This is a genomic window from Arthrobacter sp. AL05, from assembly GCF_029960715.1.
Classification (GTDB): Bacteria; Actinomycetota; Actinomycetes; order Actinomycetales; family Micrococcaceae; genus Arthrobacter.
On the sequence record NZ_JASBRC010000003.1, the window covers coordinates 278,693 to 300,515 of the forward strand.

At 65.3% G+C, this 21,823-nt stretch carries 19 protein-coding genes; 9 read left to right on the forward strand and 10 right to left on the reverse strand.

Features of this window, described 5'->3' with window-relative positions; genetic code table 11:
• Complete coding sequence (locus QK287_RS05870) at positions 1 to 885, reverse strand: hypothetical protein (RefSeq protein WP_226773409.1); 885 nt, start codon at positions 883 to 885, stop codon at positions 1 to 3.
• Positions 886 to 916: 31 nt separating this feature from the next.
• Positions 917 to 1,723 carry an exodeoxyribonuclease III gene (locus QK287_RS05875; protein WP_282359542.1) on the reverse strand — a complete coding sequence of 269 codons (807 nt, stop codon included), beginning with the start codon at positions 1,721 to 1,723 and terminating at the stop codon, positions 917 to 919.
• A gap of 164 nt (positions 1,724 to 1,887) precedes the next feature.
• Here QK287_RS05875 and QK287_RS05880 point away from each other — a divergent pair, with 164 nt between their 5' ends.
• The 4 genes from QK287_RS05880 (at position 1,888) to QK287_RS05895 (ending at position 6,206) form a co-directional block, all read left to right on the forward strand.
• A complete protein-coding gene (locus QK287_RS05880; protein ID WP_226773407.1) occupies positions 1,888 to 3,387 on the forward strand; it encodes a CoA-acylating methylmalonate-semialdehyde dehydrogenase in 1,500 nt (499 codons plus the stop codon).
• Complete coding sequence (locus QK287_RS05885) at positions 3,387 to 4,454, forward strand: enoyl-CoA hydratase/isomerase family protein (protein ID WP_282359543.1); 1,068 nt, start codon at positions 3,387 to 3,389, stop codon at positions 4,452 to 4,454. Before QK287_RS05880 ends, QK287_RS05885 begins: the two co-directional genes overlap by 1 nt.
• Positions 4,447 to 5,364 (forward strand): 3-hydroxyisobutyrate dehydrogenase, encoded by a 918-nt coding sequence (gene mmsB, locus QK287_RS05890; RefSeq protein WP_282359544.1) that lies wholly within the window; start codon positions 4,447 to 4,449, stop codon positions 5,362 to 5,364. Before QK287_RS05885 ends, mmsB begins: the two co-directional genes overlap by 8 nt.
• Before the next feature lie 62 nt (positions 5,365 to 5,426).
• Entirely contained in the window at positions 5,427 to 6,206 is a 780-nt protein-coding gene (locus tag QK287_RS05895) for an enoyl-CoA hydratase (RefSeq protein WP_282359545.1), read from the forward strand.
• Between the two features lie 78 nt (positions 6,207 to 6,284).
• On the opposite strand, the gene QK287_RS05900 is transcribed toward QK287_RS05895, so the two are convergent.
• From QK287_RS05900 to QK287_RS05910, 3 genes are all read right to left on the reverse strand, one after another.
• Positions 6,285 to 6,713 (reverse strand): DUF1761 domain-containing protein, encoded by a 429-nt coding sequence (locus tag QK287_RS05900; protein ID WP_282359547.1) that lies wholly within the window; start codon positions 6,711 to 6,713, stop codon positions 6,285 to 6,287.
• Positions 6,714 to 6,801: 88 nt separating this feature from the next.
• Entirely contained in the window at positions 6,802 to 7,308 is a 507-nt protein-coding gene (locus tag QK287_RS05905; protein WP_226773402.1) for a MarR family transcriptional regulator, read from the reverse strand.
• A gap of 36 nt (positions 7,309 to 7,344) precedes the next feature.
• On the reverse strand, positions 7,345 to 9,084 hold the full coding sequence (locus tag QK287_RS05910; protein WP_282359548.1) for an AMP-binding protein: 1,740 nt from the start codon (positions 9,082 to 9,084) through the stop codon (positions 7,345 to 7,347).
• 264 nt (positions 9,085 to 9,348) lie between these two features.
• On the opposite strand from QK287_RS05910, the gene QK287_RS05915 reads away from it, so the two are divergent.
• On the forward strand, positions 9,349 to 10,482 hold the full coding sequence (locus QK287_RS05915) for an acyl-CoA dehydrogenase family protein (protein WP_282359594.1): 1,134 nt from the start codon (positions 9,349 to 9,351) through the stop codon (positions 10,480 to 10,482).
• 155 nt (positions 10,483 to 10,637) lie between these two features.
• Here QK287_RS05915 and QK287_RS05920 read toward each other — a convergent pair whose 3' ends face one another.
• Positions 10,638 to 12,452 (reverse strand): diguanylate cyclase, encoded by a 1,815-nt coding sequence (locus QK287_RS05920; RefSeq protein ID WP_282359549.1) that lies wholly within the window; start codon positions 12,450 to 12,452, stop codon positions 10,638 to 10,640.
• A 195-nt stretch (positions 12,453 to 12,647) separates the two neighbouring features.
• Positions 12,648 to 12,851: a cold-shock protein gene (locus tag QK287_RS05925; RefSeq protein ID WP_013599688.1), complete on the reverse strand. Its 204-nt coding sequence runs from the start codon at positions 12,849 to 12,851 to the stop codon at positions 12,648 to 12,650.
• Positions 12,852 to 13,009: 158 nt separating this feature from the next.
• Between QK287_RS05925 and QK287_RS05930 the strand changes: the two genes are divergently transcribed.
• Positions 13,010 to 13,753: a glycosyltransferase family A protein gene (locus tag QK287_RS05930; protein ID WP_282359550.1), complete on the forward strand. Its 744-nt coding sequence runs from the start codon at positions 13,010 to 13,012 to the stop codon at positions 13,751 to 13,753.
• Here QK287_RS05930 and QK287_RS05935 read toward each other — a convergent pair.
• Genes QK287_RS05935 through QK287_RS05945 form a run of 3 tightly spaced genes read right to left on the reverse strand, consistent with a single transcriptional unit; the run spans position 13,750 to position 16,901 of the window.
• Complete coding sequence (locus QK287_RS05935) at positions 13,750 to 14,688, reverse strand: alpha/beta fold hydrolase (RefSeq protein WP_282359551.1); 939 nt, start codon at positions 14,686 to 14,688, stop codon at positions 13,750 to 13,752. The genes QK287_RS05930 and QK287_RS05935 overlap by 4 nt on opposite strands.
• 58 nt (positions 14,689 to 14,746) lie before the next feature.
• Positions 14,747 to 15,802 (reverse strand): alpha/beta hydrolase, encoded by a 1,056-nt coding sequence (locus QK287_RS05940; protein ID WP_282359552.1) that lies wholly within the window; start codon positions 15,800 to 15,802, stop codon positions 14,747 to 14,749.
• Between the two features lie 43 nt (positions 15,803 to 15,845).
• Positions 15,846 to 16,901 carry a zinc-dependent alcohol dehydrogenase family protein gene (locus tag QK287_RS05945; RefSeq protein WP_282359553.1) on the reverse strand — a complete coding sequence of 352 codons (1,056 nt, stop codon included), beginning with the start codon at positions 16,899 to 16,901 and terminating at the stop codon, positions 15,846 to 15,848.
• A 344-nt stretch (positions 16,902 to 17,245) separates the two neighbouring features.
• Here QK287_RS05945 and QK287_RS05950 point away from each other — a divergent pair, with 344 nt between their 5' ends.
• Genes QK287_RS05950 through QK287_RS05960 form a run of 3 tightly spaced genes read left to right on the forward strand, consistent with a single transcriptional unit; the run spans position 17,246 to position 21,818 of the window.
• Positions 17,246 to 19,174: a hydantoinase/oxoprolinase family protein gene (locus QK287_RS05950; protein ID WP_226773395.1), complete on the forward strand. Its 1,929-nt coding sequence runs from the start codon at positions 17,246 to 17,248 to the stop codon at positions 19,172 to 19,174.
• Between the two features lie 49 nt (positions 19,175 to 19,223).
• Positions 19,224 to 19,664, forward strand: a complete 441-nt coding sequence (locus tag QK287_RS05955) for an acetone carboxylase subunit gamma (RefSeq protein ID WP_256446489.1) — start codon at positions 19,224 to 19,226, stop codon at positions 19,662 to 19,664.
• Positions 19,665 to 19,691: 27 nt separating this feature from the next.
• Positions 19,692 to 21,818 carry a hydantoinase/oxoprolinase family protein gene (locus tag QK287_RS05960; protein WP_226773393.1) on the forward strand — a complete coding sequence of 709 codons (2,127 nt, stop codon included), beginning with the start codon at positions 19,692 to 19,694 and terminating at the stop codon, positions 21,816 to 21,818.
• Positions 21,819 to 21,823 lie beyond the last annotated feature (5 nt).

A 21,823-nucleotide genomic window follows, 5' to 3' on the forward strand; every position in this document is an offset into this window, starting at 1 on the left:
TCAGGACGCGCGGGCCAGCTGCCGGATGGGGATCCACCGTGATGCCAGCCGACGGTAGGCGGCGGCAGCGCCGGTCATGTCCCCTTCGGCGAGGCACTCAATGCCCAGCCTTACATCCATCGGTGAGTCATCCGGGTAGACCTTGTCCGCCACGGCCCCGTAATCCAGTTCCACCACCGAGCCCGGGTGGAAGAGCTCCAGCCATTCGGTGAGCTGGGTGAGGTCCTCCAGCATGTCCAGATCCGGGGCGGCCAGAGCCAGATGCGCCACTGCGTAGCGGACGCGCTCCAGCGCCTCGCCGATCGTCGCGCGGATGCGTACGGTGACAATGCGGCCATCGTATTCCACCACGTCGGCAGGGTCTGATTCGGTGAAGAGGCAGAACCAGCTGAACGGGATGCCCCACGTCGACGCCCTGGTGTGGAGCCGTCCCAGCCCGGCATGTGAGCGTGCTTCATCGATGCGTTCCTGGTGCCGTTCGCGCTGCTCCGCCGGGATCAGCAGCCGGGCCAGCGGACCGTGAATGCCCTCCATCAGGGCGTTGGCTGCCAGCCCGGCCCGGAGAACCAGCTGACTGGGGCAGTACAGCATCCGCTTTGGTTGCCCGGCGTCGGATGCCGCTGCGCCCCCGGCGCTTCCCGGCACCGCGAGGGCCCGCACCAGATCGGTTGCCCCGGTGGGGAACGGGTCCCCGCCCTGGCGGGTAATGCGGCCAAGAGAAGCGAGTAGCTCGGCGTTTTCGACCTCAGCCCGGGAATCAGCGCGGGCTTGGGTTGCGCGCAGCTCCTCCTGCTGGTCCGCGGGGAACGCCTCCAAGGGTTCGTAGATCCGCAGCGACGAGGAGAACGGCAGCCCGGCCTGCCCGCGGTAGAGGTTCCCCGTCATTGGATCACGCCGTTTACCTGGGCCCGGCACATCAGTCGCTCAGCTCCACGATCACGGGGGCGTGGTCCGATGCGCCTTTGCCCTTGCGTTCCTCGCGGTCGATTGAGGCGCCCGTGGTGCGGGCGGCCAGTGCGGGGGAAGCAAGGACGAAATCGATCCGCATGCCCTCCTTTTTGGGGAAACGCAGCTGGGTGTAATCCCAGTACGTGTAGACGCCCGGGCCGGGGGTGTGCGGGCGCACCACGTCCTGGAAGCCGGCATTCTCAAAAGCGCGGAAGGCGTCCCGTTCCGGTTCGCTGACGTGGGTGAGGCCCGCGGTGCGAAAGTAGTCGATGTCCCAGACGTCCTCGTCCCGCGGAGCAATGTTCCAGTCGCCCATCAGGGCGATCTGCGCTGCGGGGTCCTGTTGCAGCCAGCCCTCGGCGTGGGACCGCAGGGTGTCCAGCCAGTTGAGTTTGTACGGCATGTGTTCATCGTCGAGGGCCCGGCCGTTGGGGACGTACAGGCTCCAGACCCGGACTCCGCCGCAGCTCGCACCGATGGCGCGGGCCTCCTGCACGGCGTCCTTGCCGTTTTTGCCGAAGACGGGCTGGTCAAGGAAGGTCCGTTCGACGTCGTCGAGCCCCACCCGGGAGGCGATCGCCACCCCGTTCCACTGGCTCAGGCCGAAATGCGCCACCTCGTAGCCCATGTTCTCGAAGAGCTCCCACGGGAAGTTGTCGTCCTTGCACTTGGTTTCCTGGATAGCCAGGACATCACAGTCGGAGCGTTGAAGCCAGGCTTCGACGCGGTCGGCGCGGGCGCGGAGCGAGTTCACATTCCAGGTAGCTATCTTCACAGTTCCTAACCTACCGAACTTGGCTGCCGGACGAAGCCGCCGGCCGGGGCCCCTCTGGAATTTAGTAGGAAGTCCGAGTATATTCGGGAGCAGAAGATGGTGCAGGTCACATCCGGCCTGTTCCGTTACTGCGGCAATCACACGGTGCAAAGGAGCATTCCCTTATGGTTCGCGAGCTATCCCACTACATTGACGGACAGCATGTTGAAGGCACCTCGGGGCGCTTCAGCGATGTCTACGATCCCTGCACCGGCGAGGTCCAGGCCCGGGTGCCGCTGGCCAGCGCCGAGGAGGTCCGCAACGTGGTCTCCAACGCGGAAAAGGGCCAGCTTGAATGGGCCGCCATGAACCCGCAGCGACGCGGCCGGATTTTGCTCAAATTTGTCGATCTTGTCAACCAGAACATGGACGAACTCGCGACCTTGCTCTCCTCGGAACACGGTAAGACTTTCCTTGACGCCAAAGGGGACGTCCAGCGCGGCATCGAGGTTGTGGAATTCGCCGCGGGAGCCCCGCACCTGCTTAAGGGCGAGTTCTCGGATAGCGCCGGGACCGGCATCGATGTCCACTCGATGCGCCAACCGCTCGGCGTCGTCGCCGGGATCACCCCGTTTAACTTCCCGGCCATGATCCCGCTCTGGAAGTCGGGGCCGGCCCTCGCTGCGGGCAACTCATTTGTGCTGAAGCCCTCCGAACGGGACCCCTCGGTGCCGCTGCGCCTCGCAGAGCTGTTCACCGAGGCAGGCCTGCCGGACGGGGTGTTTAACGTCGTCAACGGCGATAAGGAAGCCGTGGATGCGCTGCTGGAAGACCCCCGGGTCCAGGCCATCGGCTTTGTGGGCTCCACGCCGATTGCCCAGTACATCTACGCCACTGCCGCCGCTAACGGCAAACGCGCCCAGTGTTTCGGCGGCGCCAAGAACCACATGGTCATCATGCCGGACGCGGACCTGGACATGGCCGCGGATGCGCTGATGGGTGCAGGCTTTGGCTCCGCCGGCGAACGCTGCATGGCCATTTCCGTTGCCGTCCCGGTCGGCAAGGCCACCGCCGATGCACTCGTCGCGAAGCTGCAGGAGCGCATCGCGGAGCTCAAGGTCGGCCACAGCCTCGCCAAGGACTCCGACTTCGGCCCGGTCGTGGCGGCTTCCGCCAAGGAACGGATCGAAGGGTATATCCAGGCCGGCGTCGACGAGGGCGCAACCCTGCTGGCCGACGGACGCGGCCTTACAGTCGAGGGCTATGAGGGCGGCTTCTGGGTCGGCCCCACCCTGTTCGACGACGTGACAAAGGATATGGCGATCTACAAGGAAGAGATCTTCGGCCCGGTCCTCAGCGTGCTCCGCGCCGAGGACTACGACGAGGCCCTGCGCCTGTGCAGCGAGCACGAGTTTGGCAACGGCGTCGCCATCTTCACCCGCGACGGTGACTCCGCCCGCGACTTCGCCAGCCGGGTCCAGGTGGGCATGGTCGGCATCAATGTCCCCATCCCGGTGCCGATCGCCTACTACACCTTCGGCGGCTGGAAAGCCTCCGGCTTCGGCGACCTCAATCAGCACGGCGCCGACGCGTTCCGTTTCTACACCAAGACCAAAACGGTCACCACCCGCTGGCCCTCCGGCATCCGCACCGGTGCCAGCTTCGTGATGCCGGAAGGCAGCTGATGCCGGACCAGGCGGCCGACGGGACCGCCGAAGTCCTGTTTGAGCGCCGCGGCCGGCTCGGCGTCGTCACCCTGAACCGGCCCCGGGCTGTCAATGCGCTCACCGCAGGGATGGCGGCCGCCATGCTGGACCAGCTCACGCTCTGGACCAGCGACGACGCCGTCGCGGCCGTGCTGGTCCGCGGCGCCGGTGACCGTGGGTTGTGCGCGGGCGGCGACATTGTGGCCATCTACCGTGACATGCTCGACGGCGGCGACGCGACCGCCGGTTTTTGGGCCGGGGAATATGCACTGAACTCCCTTATCTCGGACTACCCCAAGCCGTACGTCGCGTTGATGGACGGGCTGGTCCTTGGCGGCGGAGTGGGGATCTCCGCGCACGGCTCAATCCGGATCGTCACCGAACGTACCCGGATGGGCATGCCGGAGACCACCATCGGTTTTGTGCCCGACGTCGGCGGGACCCTGCTGCTCTCGCGCTCACCGGGGGAGACAGGCACCCACGCGGCACTCACCGGCGCGCACCTAAGCGGCGCCGACGCCCTGTTCCTGGGGCTCGCGGACCACTTCGTTCCATCGGCGAACCTCGTGGAACTTACCCGGGCGCTGGAAAATGAAGCGCCGGACACCGCCGTCGCGCGCTTTTCAGAGCAGGCGCCAGCCTCCGTTCTCGCGGCACAGCAGGAATGGATCGATGCGTGCTACGCCAGCGACGACGCCGCGGAGATCCTTCGCCGGCTGCGCACAGTGGGCGGGGAAGCAGCAGATGTCGCCGAGACCATCGAGGCCAAGTCGCCCACGGCGGTGAAAGTGGCGCTGGAATCCCTGCGCCGGGTCCGCGGACTAAACCTGGAGGAAGCCCTGGAGCAGGAATACCGGGTGGGGCTGCGGTTCCTCGCCGGATCCGACTTCCGCGAAGGCATCCGAGCCCAGGTCGTGGACAAGGACCGCACCCCGCATTGGCAGCCGCCCAGCCTCGCGGAGGTCAGCCGCGCCGACGTCGAATCCTATTTCGCGCCGCTGGGTGACCGTGAACTGAAGCTTGCAAAGGAGCGCGACAATGTCTGAAGCCTTGCCCTCTGTTGCCTTCCTGGGCCTTGGCCACATGGGCGGACCGATGGCCGTCAACCTGGTCAAAGCCGGCTACACAGTGACCGGGTTCGATGTGGTGCCGGCCGCACTGGAAGCTGCCCGGGCGCACGGCATCGCCACCGCGGGCACCGCCGCCGAGGCCGTCGCCGGCGCCGGCGTCGTGCTGACCATGCTGCCCAGCGGCAAGCATCTGCTCGACGCCTACCGAGGCGCCGGCGGCCAACCGGGCCTGCTGGCCGTGGCACCGCCCGGCACGCTCTTCTTGGATTGCTCCACGATCAACGTGGACGAGGCGCGCGAAGCCGCGGAACTTGCCGTTGCGGCCGGCCACCGGGCCGTTGACGCCCCGGTTTCCGGCGGCGTTGTGGGTGCCGAGGCAGGCACGCTCACCTTTATGGTGGGTGCGCTGCCGGCGGACTTTGCGGCGGTGACGCCGATGCTCGAAGTCATGGGCCGGCGCGTCGTCCACTGCGGGGAGCACGGCGCCGGGCAGGCCGCCAAGATCTGCAACAACATGATCCTCGGCGTCTCCATGATCGCTGTCAGTGAGGCCTTTGTGCTCGGTGAGAAGCTGGGTCTGACCCACCAGGCTCTATTTGACGTCGCGTCGGCGGCCTCCGGGCAGTGCTGGGCGCTGACCACCAACTGCCCGGTCCCCGGACCGGTGCCGGCGAGCCCGGCCAACCGGGACTACCAGCCCGGTTTTGCCGGCGCCCTGATGGCGAAGGACCTCCAGCTGGCGCTCAACGCTCTGGAGAGCGCCGGTGTTGCCGCCCGGCTGGGGCCGCTCGCTGCCGAAATCTACGCTACCTTTGCCGCGGAAGGCGGGGCGGGCCGGGACTTCTCCGGCATCATCACCGATATCCGGGACAAATCCGCGGACTAGCAGTTCCGGACGCCGACACGTCGAACACCGACCACTTCCGAACAGCAACTGAGGGGACTTTCATGACGGAGCAGTACACAAACATTTTGGTGGAGCGGCGCGGCCGGGTGGGGCTCGTGACGCTCAACCGGCCCCAGGCCCTGAACGCCCTCAACAAGGCCACCATGGACGAACTCGTGGCCGCCGTGACCGCGATGGATACCGACCCGGACGTGGGTGCGGTGGTATTGACCGGCTCGGCCAAGGCCTTCGCGGCCGGGGCCGACATCAAGGAAATGCAGTCCAAAGGCTACATGGACATGTACGCGGCCGACTGGTTCCGGGGCTGGGAAGAGTTCACCCGGCTGCGCATCCCCGTGGTCGCGGCTGTGTCCGGATTCGCCCTCGGCGGCGGCTGCGAGCTGGCGATGATGTGCGATTTCATCATCGCCGGGGACAACGCCAGGTTCGGCCAGCCGGAAATCAACCTCGGTGTGCTGCCCGGCATGGGCGGCTCACAGCGCCTGACCCGCGCGGTGGGCAAGTCCAAGGCGATGGACATGATCCTGACCGGCCGGTTTATGGACGCCGACGAAGCCGAACGCGCAGGGCTGGTGTCCCGCGTGGTGCCGGCCGCGGACGTTGTCGAGGAGGCCCTCAAGGCCGCCGAAGTGATTGCCTCCAAGTCCAAGCCGGTGGCGATGGTGGCCAAGGAAGCAGTCAACGCCGCCTTCGAAACCGGGCTGGCCCAGGGCGTGCTCTTTGAACGCCGCGTGTTCCACTCGCTGTTCGCCACCGAGGACCAGAAGGAAGGCATGGCGGCGTTCACCGAGAAGCGCCAGCCCGTCTTCACGCACCGCTAAGCGTGACGCCGCGCCACAGTTCCTGCGCTCTGGCACCGTTCGCCTGGCCCGATCCGCGGCATAAGCCCGCTCCGAGGCTCAGGTAGCGCTGATCCCGAACAGGCCGATGATCAGGGCCATCACCATCAGGGTCACGAGTTCGTGGACGCAGTTCAGCACGGTGAGTCCGGCCGGACGGCGCTCGAAGGCATCGTGGGTGATGAACCGCGCGGCCGTGAAGCCGGCCCAAAGTATCAGGCTGGTGACCAGGGTGTTGAGCAGGAAATTCCCGCCGTAAAAGTGCTGCGAGATCGCGGCGGACCCGGCCAGCACCCAGGCGCTGACGAAGCTGACCACCAGGGTGATTAGGATCGGCTTGACGGCGTCTTTGGCGTCCCCGCTTGGATTGACTTTGGCGACCCGCATCCAGTAGTTGCCGAACACCTTTGGCGTGTACCAGACGGAGCCGACCACCATGCTTGACAGGGCGGCCAGCAGCACCGCCCAGATGTTAATTTCCGGAATCATCGGTCTCCCCTCAAGTCCAGGATGGGTACTTCACGAATCCTATTTAGCCACCGGCCGTGTGCTTCGCCTGCTCCGGCGTCCACCGGGGTCAGCCGCTGAAGTCGCCGGCGTCGCGGCGGAAGGTACCCAGGATCCGGATCAGTTGGTCGACGTCCTGCGCCGGAAAGCCTGGCTGGGCGAACACCTCGGAGTTGAGCTCCGCCGTGGCCCGCTGGGCCAGCGTCCGCCCCTCCGTGGTGAGTTCAATCAGGGTGGTGCGCCCGTCCGTGGGGTGCGGGGAGCGGAAAACCAGCCCGGCGCCCTGTAACCGGTCGACGGCGTTCGTCACCGAGGTGGGATGGACCTGCAGCAGCGCGCTCGCCTTATTCATCGGCAACGCACCGCCGCGGGCGAAGCTCAGCAAGGCGAGCAGTTCGTACCGGGCGAACGTCAGCCCGAACGGCTTGAGGACCCCTTCGATCCTGGCCAGCAGGATCTGCTGGGTCCGCATGATGGCGGTGATGGCAGCCATCGGTGCGGCGACGTCGGACCAGCCGTGCCGCTCCCAGTTCAGCCGGGCGTCGGCGATCGGGTCACGCGGCAGCGGCGTTGCCACGATGCTCCCTGCTTTCGGTGCTGAATCCCATCGGGCTCAGCCTAGCTTCTTGGCGTTGCTTTTCAACCCGGGGAAGTCGGCTTCTGAGTACTCAGTGCCCAGTCCGGCCGGAACCGTTCCGCCGCCATGGCGAAGTTCCTCGCTGCGCCGCAGCTCGACGCGCCGGATCTTGCCCGAGATGGTTTTGGGCAGTTCGGCGAATTCCAGCCGGCGGATTCGTTTGAACGGGGCAAGGTGGTCGCGGCAGTAACGCAGGATGTCCTCGGCCAGTTCGGGGCCAGGCTCGTGCCCGGCGGCCAGGACCACAAACGCTTTGGGCACCGAGAGCTTGAGCGGGTCGGGGGAGGGTACGACGGCGGCTTCCGCCACTGCCGGGTGCTCGATCAGCACACTTTCGAGCTCGAAGGGGGACAGCCGGTAGTCCGAGGATTTGAAAACGTCGTCGCCTCGGCCCACATAGGTGATGATGCCTCGCTCGTCCCGGCTTGCCATGTCGCCGGTGTGGTAATAGCCGCCACGGAAGGCCTCCGCGGTCTTTTCAGGGTCGCCGTAGTATGCCTTCATCAGTCCTACAGGGCGGGGGTCCAGACGGAGGCAGAGCTCACCGTCGTCGCCCTCGGCCCCCGTCGCGGGGTCCACAAGGACGACGTCGTAGCCGGGAAGCGGTTTGCCCATGGCTCCGATCTTGATTGGCTGGCCAGGCGTGTTCGCGATCTGCACGGTGGATTCGGTCTGGCCGAAGCCGTCGCGGATGGTCTGTCCCCAAGCGCGGTGGACCTGGTCAATGACCTCCGCGTTGAGGGGTTCACCGGCGGAGACCACCTTGCTGGGCGGGTTCTTGAGCAGGGTCAGGTCTGCCTGGATGAGCATCCGCCAGACCGTCGGCGGGGCGCAAAAGCTTGTCACCGATTCGCGGTCCATCTGCTCCATCAGCGCCTTGGCGTCGAAGCGATCGTAGTTGTAGATGAACACGCAGGCTTCGGCGATCCAGGGCGTGAATACGTTGGACCAAGCGTGCTTGGCCCAACCGGGGGAGGCCACGTTCAGGTGCACATCGCCGGGTTCCATTCCAATCCAGAACATGGTGGATAAGTGGCCCACCGGGTAGGACGTGTGTGTGTGCTCCACGAGTTTGGCCTTGGACGTGGTGCCCGAGGTGAAGTAGAGCAGCATAGTTTCGTCGGCCAGGGTCGGCACGTCCGCAGTGAACTCTTCCGCTGCACCGGCGGACTCGGTGTACTGCAGGGCGGCCGAGTCCGTTTCGTCGCCGGCGCCGATTTCGATGAGTCTGTAGCCGCCCGGAACCTCGTCGAACTTCTTGATATTGGCGCTTCGGACGGCGGCCCAGTTAGCGCCGCCGCGCTCCACCCGGTCCTTGAGGTCCGCCGGTCCCATCAAGGTGGTTGTGGGGATCATAACGATGCCCAGCTTGATCCCGGCGAGCATCAGTTCCCAGAGTTCAATCTGGTTGCCGAGCATAATGATCATCCGGTCACCGCGCCGTACACCCTGGCTTTGCAGCCAGTTGGCCACCTGGGCCGAGCGACGGGACAGGTCCGCGTAGCTGCGCCGAGTGGCCGTGCCGTCCTGTTCGACGATCACGAGGGCGGGCTTGCCCGCCTTGGCCGGGTCCGCCGCGATCTGGTCGAACCAGTCCAGGGCAAAGTTGAAATACTCAAAGCGCGGCCACTGGAATTCGCTGCGCGCCGCTTCATAGTTATTGCGGAGATCGAGCATGCGGTCGCGTGCCGCGCGGAATTCCTCAGTGACTGTCATGGTGGACCTTTCGACGTCTGGTGGCGCAGCCGTTTCAGCCCGGCGCCGTTGCCCGGCGATCACCCGTTCCCTAGTGATCGCCGTCACTGTGCAATATACTAGGACATCCAAGGGTTTGGAAGAGCCGGCTAGGTTCACGAATGGATCACAACGAAGGGATACATGCCCGTGCAGCCACAAGGACGTGTCAGCGGACAGCAGGCCACTGAGGGTAGAGCAGCCGTGGACGGTGCAGCGCAGCCGCCCTTCCCGGACGCCGATCTGATGTACATCGTGGATTTGCTTTCCCCGGCGGAACAGAACCGTTACCAGGAAATCCGCGATTTCCTCCAGTCCCGAATCCGGGCGGCCTCGATCGACTACTGGAACCGTGAGGAGTTCCCCTTCGGTCTGCTCGCCGAACTCGGAAAATACGGCCTCGGCGGCCTCCAGACGGACGGCACCTCCAAGCTGTTCAAGGGCCTGATGTATGTGGAGGTGGCCCGCGCCGATGTGTCGCTCTCGGCGCTCGTCGGGATCCACAACGAGCTGATTGTCGGCATGATCGACCAGCTCGGCTCCGAGGCGCAGAAGGCACGCTGGCTGCCCGGGCTCACCGCCTTCACGCAGATCGGCGCCTTCGCCCTGACGGAGCCCGAGCACGGCTCGGATATTGCCGGCGGGCTAGCCACCACGGCCCGGCTGGAAGACGGCGAGTGGGTCATCAGCGGCGCCAAGCGCTGGATCGGCGCCGGCACCATAGCGGACTTCGCGCTGGTCTGGGCCCGGGATGTCGCGGACCAGCAGATCAAGGGCTTTATCGTGGAGACGGACCGCCCCGGCTACACCGCCACAAAAATCGCGAACAAGATCGGACTGCGGATCATGCAGAACGCGGACATCGTGCTCGACGCGGTCCGCATCCCGGAATCCAACCTCCTCCCCGGGGCTACCGACTTTTCCAAGGCCAACGAGCTGCTGCGCGATTCGCGCGCCTGGGTGGGCTGGCAGGCCGCCGGCATCCAACTGGCCGCGTTCGACGTCGCGCGTTCCTATTCGCTGGAACGCAAACAGTTCGGCAAGGAACTGGCCCGTTTCCAGCTGATCCAGCAGCAGTTGGCCGAGATCCTGGGCAACGCCTCGGCCTCGCTGTCGCTGATGGCGCAACTGGCCAGGATCCAGGAAGACGGAAAGCTTGAGATGGTGCAGGCCGCGATGGCCAAGTCCACCACCACCCGGCTGGCCCGGGCGTCGGTGGCGATGGGGCGCTCGCTGATGGGCGGCAACGGGATCAGCAGCGACTACGAGATGGGCAAGCTCTTTGGCGACGCCGAAATCCTGTACACGTACGAGGGCAGCTACGAGATCAACTCGCTGATCGTCGCCCGGGCCGTGACCGGGAAGTCAGCTTTCGTTTAGTCCGTTGAAGTGGCAGATCGAGCGTTTTAGCTTGAGCGATTTTTCGTTCCAGCGGCCGCCCCGGAATTAAGCTGCCGGACGCCATCCTGCGCGGCTTCCTGTCTTAAGCGGGGCTCCGGTCAGCGCAGGGCGGTGACGCGGGGTTCGCCGCCGCTTCAGGCGCTTCGTCTGTCCTGCGCAGCCGCGGCCTCAAGGTCGGCCATCCCCGCGTCGTCCGCTGAAGGGACGTGGTATCGCTGGCAGCGGTTCCGGCCGCCATGCTTGGCGGCGTACAGCGCACGGTCCGCGCAGGAGAGCAGGCTATGTGTGCCGGCTTCCTGTAGTTCGCAGACTCCAGCGGAGATCGTGATGGACCCGACGCCGTCAAAGGGCTGGGACGCGATGGCTTCGCGGGCTCGTTCGGCGGCCTCCAGCGCCTCGGCTGCGTCGCGGCCGGGCAACAGCCAGACGAACTCCTCGCCGCCGAACCTGGCGACGGTCTCGCCCTGGCGGGCTACCCGGCGCAGTCGTTCAGCGACTTCGGAAAGAACTGTGTCGCCGGTGAGGTGGCCAAAGGTGTCATTGACCCGCTTGAAGAGATCGATGTCCAGGACAACGGCGCTGAGTGCGCTCCCGCTGGTCTGCGCGAGCTCCACCTCCCTGTCGAGGGTTTCTTCCAGGGCCCGGCGGTTTGGCAGCCCGCTGAGCATGTCGGTGCTTGCTTGCCGTTCCAGGCTCGCCCGGGCCTCGGCGTTGGCGATGGCAATCTCCACAAGCTCGGCAAATTGCGCGAGCCGGGCCAGTACCGACTCCGTCAGGGCCGTGGCGGACTTCGATGTCAGGGCGAGCACGCCCCACAGCGAACCGTTGACCCGAATGGGTGCTGCCGCGGTGGACCGGAATCCGCCGGCAAGCATCTGCTCAGAGGTGCTGCCGCCGTCGGGGCCGTAAGTGACCAAGGCTGGCTTGCCGGTGACAGCGACCCGGACAGTGGCGGAAGAATCGGTGGCCGTGAAGATATGTGTTCGGCTCAGCGTGGGTGGAAGTACGGGTGCCATCGATACGATTTCGGCGGACGTGGGGCCGGTCAGGCGCGCCACGGCGGCCGAATCGACGTCGAAAAGTGTCCTGACAATGGCTGCGACCTGGCCTGCGATCTCCGCCGGGGCCTCGCTGCGGGCCACCGCGGTGGCGATTTCATGCAGCGCCGCCCAGGTCTTTTCCTGCTGCCGGCGGGCGGTCACGTCCACGGCGACCACCATGCCGGCGGCGTCGTCGTCGGAGAAGACCGGGCGGGCGGTCAGAAGGTAATGGCGCTCGCCGATGGTCCGTTTCCAGGTGACTTCCTTGCCGGCGAGGGCGGCCCGGTACCGCGGCTCCAGTTCGTGGGCCAGGGGTGCGCTAAGGGCGTCGTGGAGCAGCCGGCCTTCCATGGCTTCAGGGCTGTAGCCGAATGCTTCCAGCTCCTGCCCCTCCGCCACCAGGTAGCGCAAGTCCGCATCGAACAGAAGTACAAAGACCCCGGGAATGCTGCGGGCCAGTGTCCGGTACCGGTCCATGTCGCGCTGCTGTCGCCGCTCGGCCAGGACCCGCTCGGTGATGTCGGTGACCAGCACAAAAAAGCCCTGGACAGCGCCATCCCTGACATCCGGAACGTAGGATGCCTGGGCGTATCGGGTTGCGCCAGCGGCGTCCACCAGGGTCCGGTCGAAGAGCTGCGGTTCACCGGTGAGCACTTTCTCGATGTACTGCCGGTTCACGGCGAAGAGCTTCTCACCGAGCAGATCCCGGATATGGATTCCCTGCATCTGCCGGGGATCGACCTTGAACCACTCACCGTAGGCGTCGTTGGCGAGGCAGTTGCGCAGATCCTTGTCCCAGTAGCCAATCATTGCGGGAATCCCGTTCAGGACTGCCTGGATCAGTTCCGGCAGTTCCGGCAGTGGCTGCGGGATTGCTGCATCCCGGTTGAGAGGACTGCGAGTAGTCATTTTCCTAGTATCCACGCCACGGCCCCGCAGGGAAGAACTGTCACGGACATCGGAGGAACCACACGCTCCGCACCAGGCCGCGCACCGGCGGCGTCCCGGACGACAAACGCCCCTCCCGAGAAATCCTCGAGGGGGGCGTTTGTGGTCTTGGGGAAAGCATGGCGGCCGGCTGGCCGATGCTGCTATCCGGGGTATTTAGAGCGGGCGGATGTTCTCAGCCTGCGGGCCCTTAGGACCCTGGGTGACGTCGAACTCGACCTTCTGGTTCTCGTCCAGGGAGCGGTAGCCGCTGCTGGCGATTGCCGAGTAGTGGGCGAAAACGTCGGCCGACCCGTCATCCGGGGCGATGAAGCCAAAACCCTTTTCGGCGTTGAACCATTTAACTGTGCCTGTAGCCATGCCATATCCTTCTGAAATGCTGCTGATCTCCGGCGGCCCGGAGGCCAACGGCTGCGGAGACATTCGTCCGCTGTTGCCCAACCTACGGGGCTGAGGGCCATGGTGCAAGAGGCCAACGGGGGCATTTCCCCAAGCCGCGGGTCTATAGTCGGGGCACTATGACAACAATCTCGGTGGTTATCCCTACCCGGAACGATGCTGACATGCTCGCCGTGTGCCTGGCCGCACTCGCCCGCCAGACCCGTCTGGCCGACGAAATCGTAGTGGTGGACAATGCCAGCACTGACGACACCGCACGGGTTTGCGCCGCCGCGGGCGCCCGGCGGATCGCCGTCGAACTGCCGGGAATCGCCGCCTCCACGGCGTGCGGCTTCGATGAAGCCCGCTCCGAGCTGATCGCGCGGCTGGACACGGACTCGATCCCGGCAGCTGACTGGCTCGAGCGAGTAGCGGCGATACTGCAGGAGGCGGGCCCGCTATCCGCCGTTTCCGGCCCCGCAGATTTTTATGGCGAAGGCCGCTTCGCCCGATGGGTGGGCCGTCGCATCTATATTGCGGGATATTTCTGGGCCGTCGGCTGGCTGCTGGGGCATCCGCCGTTGTTCGGCTCGAACTTCGCGATGTGGTCCGATGTCTGGGACCGCGTCCGCGGCTCCGTCCACCGGGGCTTCCCGCTCGTCCACGACGATCTGGACATTTCCTACCGGATCCCGCCCGAAGTGACGGTGATCGCCGCCCCGTCGCTGCGGGTGCAGGTCTCGGCGCGGCCGCTGGCCAGCTGGCGCTCCGTCGGGCGCAAGCTGTCGATGACCTGGACCACCTTCGGCGTCGAGTTCGCGGACGAGCCACCGTTCCGGCGGCGTCGCCGCCGTCGGCAGTGGGAACGGGACCACCGGCGCTAGGCGGACTCGTAAAGCGCGATCAGATCGCGGCTCAGTTGGTACGGCGAGGTTTCGTTTGGGCTGTGGCCGCCCCGGTAAACCACAATGCGGGCACCGATCGACTGGGCGAAGCGGCGGTGCAACGCCAGCGGCCAGAGGTCATGCTCGCCGACGGCGACAAGTTTTGGCAGCGTCGCCGCGGCCAGCGCCGCCCGAAGGTCCGGCGCACGCTGCATCAGGGCGAAGATGTCATTCACGGAGCTCCGGCGGGTGAAGCGGAACCGGTGCTTCACAAACCGTAGACGCTGGGGCGGGACGTGGATCACATTCGCGCGGATGCCCCAGACCATCAGCGCGGCACCGATTCGCGGGCTGGCCCGGCCGCTGAAGCGGCCGATGCGCTTAACCCCACGAAAGCCCTGGCCCGGTTCGGGCGGGCAGCTCAGCAGCGTGAGGCTCCGGAACTTCTCCGGACGCCGGATGCAGGCCAACTGGGCAACTATCGCGGCGAAGGAATACCCGACGACGTGGGCGGCCCCTTCTTCTCCGTCCAGCATCGCGACCAGGTCACGAGTGAACAAGTCGTAATCGTAGTGCGTGCGTTCGGGCATGAGGTGTTCAGGGCCGGCCGCCGCGGAGTCGTACTGGCCGGCGATGTCATAGCTCACGGCGAAATAGCCAGCAGCGGCGAGCTCCGGAAGCATCAGGACAAAGTCTTCCTTGGAGCCCGTGGCCCCGGGAATCATCAGCACTCGAGGGTTACCCGGTGTACCCATGGAGAGTGTGGCGAGGGGGCCGCTGGGGGCGTCGAAGGTCCCCCGGACAGCGCCCTCGGGCACGGCGGCCCAGTCCACGTCGCCCAGGGCGGCGTCCCGGCGGGCGGCTTCGTCAACCAGCGCCGATCCGAACCCCTCGGGTTCCGGACCGTTGTGCGCAGTGCTGTCAGCGGACGCCATGGACTAAACATAGCCCCGTAGGGATCCGGCCGGGGCTACCCGGCTGGGCTGACCGCGCTCAGGCCACCTTGCCCACGAAGGCGCGGAGCCGGCGGTACACCTCCTGCGATTCCGGGTAGCGGTAGTTCTGCTGCCAGGTGTGTTCGGTATTGGCGCTGTCCCAGGCATAGACAAGGCTGTCCACGGGAACGGAATGTTCGTGCAGGCGGGCGATGAAGTTCATGTTGGCGGCGTAGAAGAAATCCCGTTCAGATGTGGTCACAAAGACCGGCGGGAAACGGGAATCCAGCCATTCGATGGGTGAGAGAAAGATTGCGCCGTTGCGCAGCGCCTCGAGCCGGCCGGAACTGGAGCCGCGGAACCTGCTGCCGAAGCGGAGGCCCGGCATCAGCATCCTGATGAAGTCCAGGCTCAGCACGAAGCCCTTGTCGAAAAAGACGGAGAAGTCCACCACGCTGCAGTGCTGGACCAGGCCCTTGAAATCTGCCGCGGGCACGGCTGGCGTCAGCCCGTGATGCCGCGCGAGCTCCGGCCGGAAGCTGGCTGCAGTCAGGAGGGCAGCAATCTGGCCGCCGGCTGAGTCGCCGCCAAGCACGATCCGGGATCCATCGCCGCCGTAACCGTCGATGTTGCGCCGCACCCAGGCGAGCGCGGCGTTGGCGTCCGCCAGGACGTGGCCCATATGGAACCGCGGCGCCATCCGGTAGTTGACATTGACCACCACCATGCCGCCCTCGGCCTGGCTCGCGCAGTACTTGGTCAGTGAGGCCTTATCTCCGGAGGTCCAGCCGCCGCCGTGGAAATACACGTAGACGGGCAGCGATCCCGCCGCAGCGGACCCGGCCGGTGCGGTGACTTCGGGGTGGGGGGTGATGACGTCCAGGCGGTGCGCCCGGATGCCGTCGCCGACAAAATCGATGTCGTGGAAATATTTGACGCCGGTAATCGGGTCGGTGTTGAAGCGGGAATTCTCGCTGGCCCGCACCGAGTGCATCAGCACCCGCCACGTCCACACCGGAACCCGCCGCAGCACGTTCCGGGCCCGGCGGGCCAAGGCAAAGGTGCCACCGGACTGTTGGGGTCGGTGGACGGGCTGGCACGCCGGCGTTGTCATGACCCCATTCTATCTGGCACAACTGTGCTACGGCTGTGCGGCCTCAGGGAGTCAGCAGGACCTTGATGGCACGCCGTTCATCCATGGCCCGGTAGGCTTCCGGGGCTTCCTCCAGCGGCATCACCACGTCGAAGACCCGGCCCGGATTGATCGTGCCGTCGAGGACGTCCGCCAGCAGCTCCGGGATGTAGGTCCGGGCCGGGGCCATTCCACCGCCGATGGAAATATTCGTGTCGAACAGGTAGCGCAGCGGGATCTCGCTGCCGCCGGTGGGGACACCGACAAAGCCCAGCGCGCCGCCCGGGCGGGTGCTGCGCAGCGCCTGGTCCATGGATTCCTTGGTTCCGACGCACTCAAGGACGGAATCGGCCAGTACCCCGCCGAGGAGTTCGCGGACCCTGGCGACGCCGTCGTCTCCGCGTTCTTCCACAATGTCGGTGGCGCCGAACTCCCGGGCGATCGCTTGCCGGTCGGCGTGGCGGGACATCGCGATGATCCGTTCGGCCCCAAGCCGCTTGGCGGCCAGCACCCCGCAGAGCCCGACAGCGCCGTCGCCTACCACCACGACGGTCCGGCCCGGCCCGGCCTTCGCGGCGAGGGCAGCGTGGTGGCCGGTGGCCATCACATCGGAGAGCGTGAGCAGGCTCTTCCGGAGGGCGTCGTCGGGTTCGCTGATTCCGGGAACCTTGACCAGGGTAGAACCGGCCAGCGGGACGCGGACCGCCTGGCCCTGGCCGCCGTCGACGCTCAAGCCGCTATCGTCGGTGCCGCCCCAGCCGGCCAGATGCTCACAGGCCACTGTTACACCGTTGAGGCACTGCGGGCAGGCCCCGCAGCTGACCACAAACGGTGCAATCACCAGGTCCCCGATGGCAAGGCTGGTAATTGCCCCGCCGACGCTCTCCACCGTGCCGATAAATTCGTGTCCGATGGCGGACGGCCTGTGGGTGGGCTTTACCCCCCGGTAGGGCCACAGATCGGAGCCGCAGACGCAGGACGCGGTAACTTTCACAACGGCGTCGGTGGGCAGCTGGATGGTGGGGTAGTCGCGGTCTTCGACCCGGATGTCACCGGGGCCATGGATGATGGTGGCGCGCACGAAGGCTCCTTGCGTGGGGGTGGGCAGGCTTGGACCGAGTTTAGTCCTCCCGGCCCGCGGGGCGCAGGGGGATCACTTCCCTGATCTGCGGTTCAGCCCTTGTGCTTGCCGCGGCTTTTACAACTAGGCCTGACCCCACCGCGACCCCGCGTTGCTTTATGCCCCCTCCGCCACCCACCCGGGTAGTCGTCCAGTCCTTGAAGAGTCCACCCGGTCAGGTGGTTGCGGGCCACTCCGGCTGCTGAGCCACACTGAGACCAGTCCTCAATGTGGCTTGGATCACAGTCGAAAGTTGAGGAATTCGCCGCTGGTGTCACCGCGCCTCAACATACAAAGGAGTATCAATGGAACGGCTCATTAACATCGACAACGGTGGGACGCTGACCGATATCTGCGTCTGGGACGGTGAGAATTTCTCGTTCACGAAGACTCTCACCACGCCCTTTGACCTCTCCCAGTGTCTCTTCGACGGCATGGCCAAAGCTTCCAAGGAAATCTTTGGCGAAGAGGATCTCCCCGGGCTTCTGCACTCAACCCGTCACATCCGGTACTCCACCACCCAGGGGACAAATGCCCTCGTGGAGCGCAAGGGTCCCCGGATTGGTATCCTCACAGACAGCCCCGCGCTGGCCGGTGAGCTCCGCAAGGGCGGGGCGGCCGCTGAGCTGTTTGAAGACCTTGTCGGGACGCGGGTGGCAGTCATCCATGCCGACCAGGACGTGGAGGAGCTCGCCCAGGAAATTGTGAAGCACGTCAACCGGCTGACGACCGACGGCGCCGCCCGGCTGGTCATCGCCATGGCCGACCGCAACAAGGAGAAGGCCGTCAAAGGCGTTCTGCTCCGAAAGTTCCCCCGCCACCTGCTGGGCTCGGTACCCATGTTGTTCTCCTGGGAATTCACGCCCGACACCGTCCAGGCCCGCCGGGTGTGGTCCGGAATCATCAACTCCTTCCTGCACCCCACCATGGAGCGGTTTCTCTACAGCACCGAGCACCGGCTGCGGGACCATAAGGTCAAGAACCCGCTCCTCATTTACCGCAATGACGGAGCTTCGTCGCGGGTGGCCAAGTCTGTCGCGTTGAAGACCTACTCTTCCGGTCCGCGCGGCGGGCTGGAAGGGACCAAGGCCCTCTCGGAGGCCTATGGACTCGCGCACGTTCTGATGATCGACGTCGGCGGTACCACCACTGACGTCGGCTCGGTCAAGAACTCGACCATCTCGACGGACCGCAGGGGCGCCATTCAGGGAGTCCCGGTGTCATTCGAGATGAGCAACGTCCATTCCAGCGGCGTGGGGGGCAGTTCCGTCATTGCCCTTCGCCACGGCGTCATTACCGTCGGCCCCGAGAGCGTCGGAGCTGCACCGGGTCCCGCTTGTTTTGGTTTTGGGGGCAAGCAGGCCACGATCACGGACGTAAACCTACTGCTCGGCGTGCTCGATCCGGACACCTACCTCGATGGAGGCTTCAGTCTGGACGCGGAACGCTCCCGCGCAGTCATCACCGAAGTCATCGCGGAACCTTTGGGGATCACCCTGAATGAAGCCCTGATCCGGATGGAGGCCGCCTACTTCGAACGTATGTCGCAGTCCTTTGCCGCCGACGTCGAGGCTGCGGACGCCACAACAGTTGCTGCGTTCGGAGGTGCCGGACCGATGAGCGCGTGTGGTGCCGCGCGGATCGCCGGCGTCCGCCGTGTCCTGGTGCCCAAGATGGCCGCCGTCTTCTCAGCCTTCGGAATCGGTTTTTCCGACATTGCTCAGACCTATGAGGCCAACGTCGCGGGAATGGACGCGGAAAACTTCGGCGCAACCAAGGCGACGCTGCTGGCCCGGGCGGCGCGGGACATGTTCCAGGAGGGCCACGAAATTGACGAATGCCGGCTCGAATGGAATGTGGTGCTCGAAGACGCCGACGGCCAGCTGGTTTCCGAGCTGCCGTACCTGGCTTCCGACCCGCAGCCCGGCACCAGCAACCACAACACCTTGCTGACCCTGACGGCCCGGTATGAACTGCCGCACGCATCGATCAGGCGGGCCGAATCAGTGGCGAAGACGCCCGCCGTCGCCGCCTCCACCCGAAAGGTCCGCTCCGCCGTGGACAAGGTCGACGATGTTCAGGTCTTCGACCTGGACAGCCAAACGGCCGGGGCTTCGGCGGCTGGCCCCGCAATCGTCGAAGGCCCCTACTTCACGGCCCGGGTGCCGCATGGCTGGGTCTTCGACGTGACGGTCTCCGGAGACCTAATGCTCACAGACACCCTCCAGAAGTGACCCCAAACTACAGCCAAGAAAACAGGTGAGACACGCTATGCGAATTCCAATGACGGAATATCTGATCATCGATCTCGACACTGAACGGTGGAACTGCAAGGTCTGCAACCAGGACCTCGGCGAGGCCAGAGGCAACTACAAGGAGGGGACACTGGTCTACGACCGGGACCCCACGGAAATCCACCAGTCGATCCTGGACCCGGAGAAGTACGAATTCACCTTCGCTCCGGACCCCACATTCTGCCGGATTCTTGAGTTCTACTGCCCGGGTTGCGGGACACAGCTGGAGACGGAGTACGTACCGCCGGGACACCCGCCCACGGTGGACATGCTGTGGGACATCGACTCGCTCCGCGAAACCTGGATCAAGCGGGGCACCAAGCCTGAGACCGTCATCAACTACGGACCCGGCGAAGAGGCGGTCGCCGATTTCAGCCCGCCACTCGGCTCCTACAACACCCACAACCATTCCCCCCATTCGTTCAGCTAGTACTTGGAATAAAGGAGACCACTGGTCATGAAACGAATCTCCGTCGACATCGGCGGCACATTTACCGACTGCTTTTTTGCCTGGGAAGACCAGTACGTTGAAGCAAAGGCGCTCACCACGCACCACAACCTGGCCCAAGGCTTTAATGAAGCACTCGACCTCGCCTGCTCACGCGCCGGACTGGACCGGGACCTCGTCCTGAAGGAAGTCGACTCAGTCCGCTATGCCACCACCCTCGGCACCAACGCCCTGATCGAAGGTAAAGGCCCACGTGTGGGGGCGCTGGTCACCCACGGCTTCGAGGACACCATCCCGCTCTCCCGAGGCCGTGGCTACGGCGAAGGACTGGACCCTTCCAAGCAGCAGAACATGCCCGATGCCACCCGCCCGGACCCGCTTGTGCCCCGCGCCTTGATCCGGTCGGTGAAGGAGCGGATCAACTCGGCCGGCAAGGTGGTCGTTTCGCTGATGGAAGACGATGTCCGCAGCCAGGTGCGCGAACTCGTGGACGCCGGAGCGGAAGCGATCGTGGTCTCCCTGGTCAACTCGACCGAGAACCCGGTCCATGAGCAGCAGATCCTGGAGATCATCCTGGACGAGTACCCTGCCCACGAGCTCGGAGCCATCCCGGTCCTGTTGGGAAGCCAGGTTTCGGGACGAAAAGGCGAGTACGTCCGTGCGACGTCGACGATCGTGGACGCGTTCCTGCACGAGATCATGTTCCACGCGCTGGGGCAGCTGTCCAACAACCTGCGTACGTCCGGTTACGACAAGCCCATGCTGGTGATACACAACTCGGGCGGCATGGCGCAGTCCAACTCGACGGATGCCCTGCAGACCATCCATTCCGGGCCCATCGCCGGAGTGGGCGCTGCCCAGCACCTGGCTAACAGCACTGGTCTGGGAAACGTAATCTCGACGGATATGGGCGGCACGTCCTTCGACATTGGCCTGGTCCCGGAAGGCGGCGTCAAGCACTACGACTTCCAGCCGACCATAGGCCGCTGGCTGGTATCGGTTCCCATGATCCACCTGCTGACGCTGGGTGCGGGAGGAGGTTCGATTGCCAGCTATGACCGCATCCACCACGCGGTACAGATCGGGCCGGAATCGGCAGGTTCGGATCCGGGCCCCGCGTGCTACGACCGCGGCGGCCTCCGCCCCACAGTCACGGACGCTGACCTGGTCCTGGGGTACCTGGACCCGGACAACTACGCCAACGGCTACATCAAGCTGAACAAAAAGCGTTCCGCCTACGCAATCGACGAGGTCCTCGCTGATGACCTAAACATGGATACCATCCAAGTTGCCAAGATCATCAAGAATGCTGTCGACGAGCAGATGGCGATCGGAATGGCCAAAGAGCTGCGGGTCCGGGGATACCTTCCGGAAGACTTCACCATGCTGGCCTACGGCGGCAACGGCCCCCTGCACGCCTGTGGCATTGCCGACCACGCCGGCATTCGCAGGATCCTCGCGCCGCCGTTTTCCTCGGTATTCTCGGCCTGCGGCGCCGGCAACATGAAGCCACTCCACATCCACGAGCGCGGCTCCCATGTTGTGCTTTACAACCCCACTGACCGCAGCCTCTACCAAAGCTACGACGAGCTGAACAATGTCATCCAGGAGCTGGAAGCGAAGGGCAAGGAAGACCTGATCCGCCAGGGGTACGACCCCGCCGACATCCGCTACAGCCTCGAGATGGACATGCGCTACGGGAACCAGCTGGTGACCACGGCCGTCGTTTTCGACATCAACCGCGTGAACGGCGTCGCCGACGTCCTTCACCTGATCCGGACGTTCTCGGATATCTATGGCAAACGCTACGGTGCCGGCAGCCAGGCTCCCGAGGCCGGTATCCGGGCCCAGACCGTGCGGGTGTCGTCCTATGTGGACGGGGACGTGGTCAAGTTCGATTCGATCGACTCCGGACACGACAGGACCATGCCCAGCCCGGTCGGCACCAGGCAGGTCCACTTCGTGAAGATCGACGGGGCCGTCGACACTCCGGTGTACGACGCCGAGGCCCTCCACCACCAACACGTCATCCACGGCCCGGCCATCGTCACCACCGAAAACACGACGTATCTGGTGGAACCGGGATGGCGCCTGGAACCGACATCCCAGGGAGCCGTGTGGTTCCTCAAAGACTGATCCCG

Excerpts from the sequence above, each read along its gene's own strand:
- QK287_RS05895 (WP_282359545.1), top strand. The coding sequence starts at position 5,427 with ATGACGGAGCAGTACACAAACATTTTGGTGGAGCGGCGCGGCCGGGTG.
- QK287_RS05920 (WP_282359549.1), bottom strand. The coding sequence starts at position 12,452 with ATGACTACTCGCAGTCCTCTCAACCGGGATGCAGCAATCCCGCAGCCA.
- QK287_RS05900 (WP_282359547.1), bottom strand. The coding sequence starts at position 6,713 with ATGATTCCGGAAATTAACATCTGGGCGGTGCTGCTGGCCGCCCTGTCA.
- QK287_RS05950 (WP_226773395.1), top strand. The coding sequence starts at position 17,246 with ATGGAACGGCTCATTAACATCGACAACGGTGGGACGCTGACCGATATC.
- mmsB (WP_282359544.1), top strand. The coding sequence starts at position 4,447 with ATGTCTGAAGCCTTGCCCTCTGTTGCCTTCCTGGGCCTTGGCCACATG.
- QK287_RS05940 (WP_282359552.1), bottom strand. The coding sequence starts at position 15,802 with ATGACAACGCCGGCGTGCCAGCCCGTCCACCGACCCCAACAGTCCGGT.
- QK287_RS05915 (WP_282359594.1), top strand. The coding sequence starts at position 9,349 with ATGTACATCGTGGATTTGCTTTCCCCGGCGGAACAGAACCGTTACCAG.
- QK287_RS05910 (WP_282359548.1), bottom strand. The coding sequence starts at position 9,084 with ATGACAGTCACTGAGGAATTCCGCGCGGCACGCGACCGCATGCTCGAT.
- QK287_RS05960 (WP_226773393.1), top strand. The coding sequence starts at position 19,692 with ATGAAACGAATCTCCGTCGACATCGGCGGCACATTTACCGACTGCTTT.
- QK287_RS05930 (WP_282359550.1), top strand. The coding sequence starts at position 13,010 with ATGACAACAATCTCGGTGGTTATCCCTACCCGGAACGATGCTGACATG.
- QK287_RS05955 (WP_256446489.1), top strand. The coding sequence starts at position 19,224 with ATGACGGAATATCTGATCATCGATCTCGACACTGAACGGTGGAACTGC.
- QK287_RS05870 (WP_226773409.1), bottom strand. The coding sequence starts at position 885 with ATGACGGGGAACCTCTACCGCGGGCAGGCCGGGCTGCCGTTCTCCTCG.
- QK287_RS05935 (WP_282359551.1), bottom strand. The coding sequence starts at position 14,688 with ATGGCGTCCGCTGACAGCACTGCGCACAACGGTCCGGAACCCGAGGGG.
- QK287_RS05885 (WP_282359543.1), top strand. The coding sequence starts at position 3,387 with ATGCCGGACCAGGCGGCCGACGGGACCGCCGAAGTCCTGTTTGAGCGC.
- QK287_RS05925 (WP_013599688.1), bottom strand. The coding sequence starts at position 12,851 with ATGGCTACAGGCACAGTTAAATGGTTCAACGCCGAAAAGGGTTTTGGC.
- QK287_RS05880 (WP_226773407.1), top strand. The coding sequence starts at position 1,888 with ATGGTTCGCGAGCTATCCCACTACATTGACGGACAGCATGTTGAAGGC.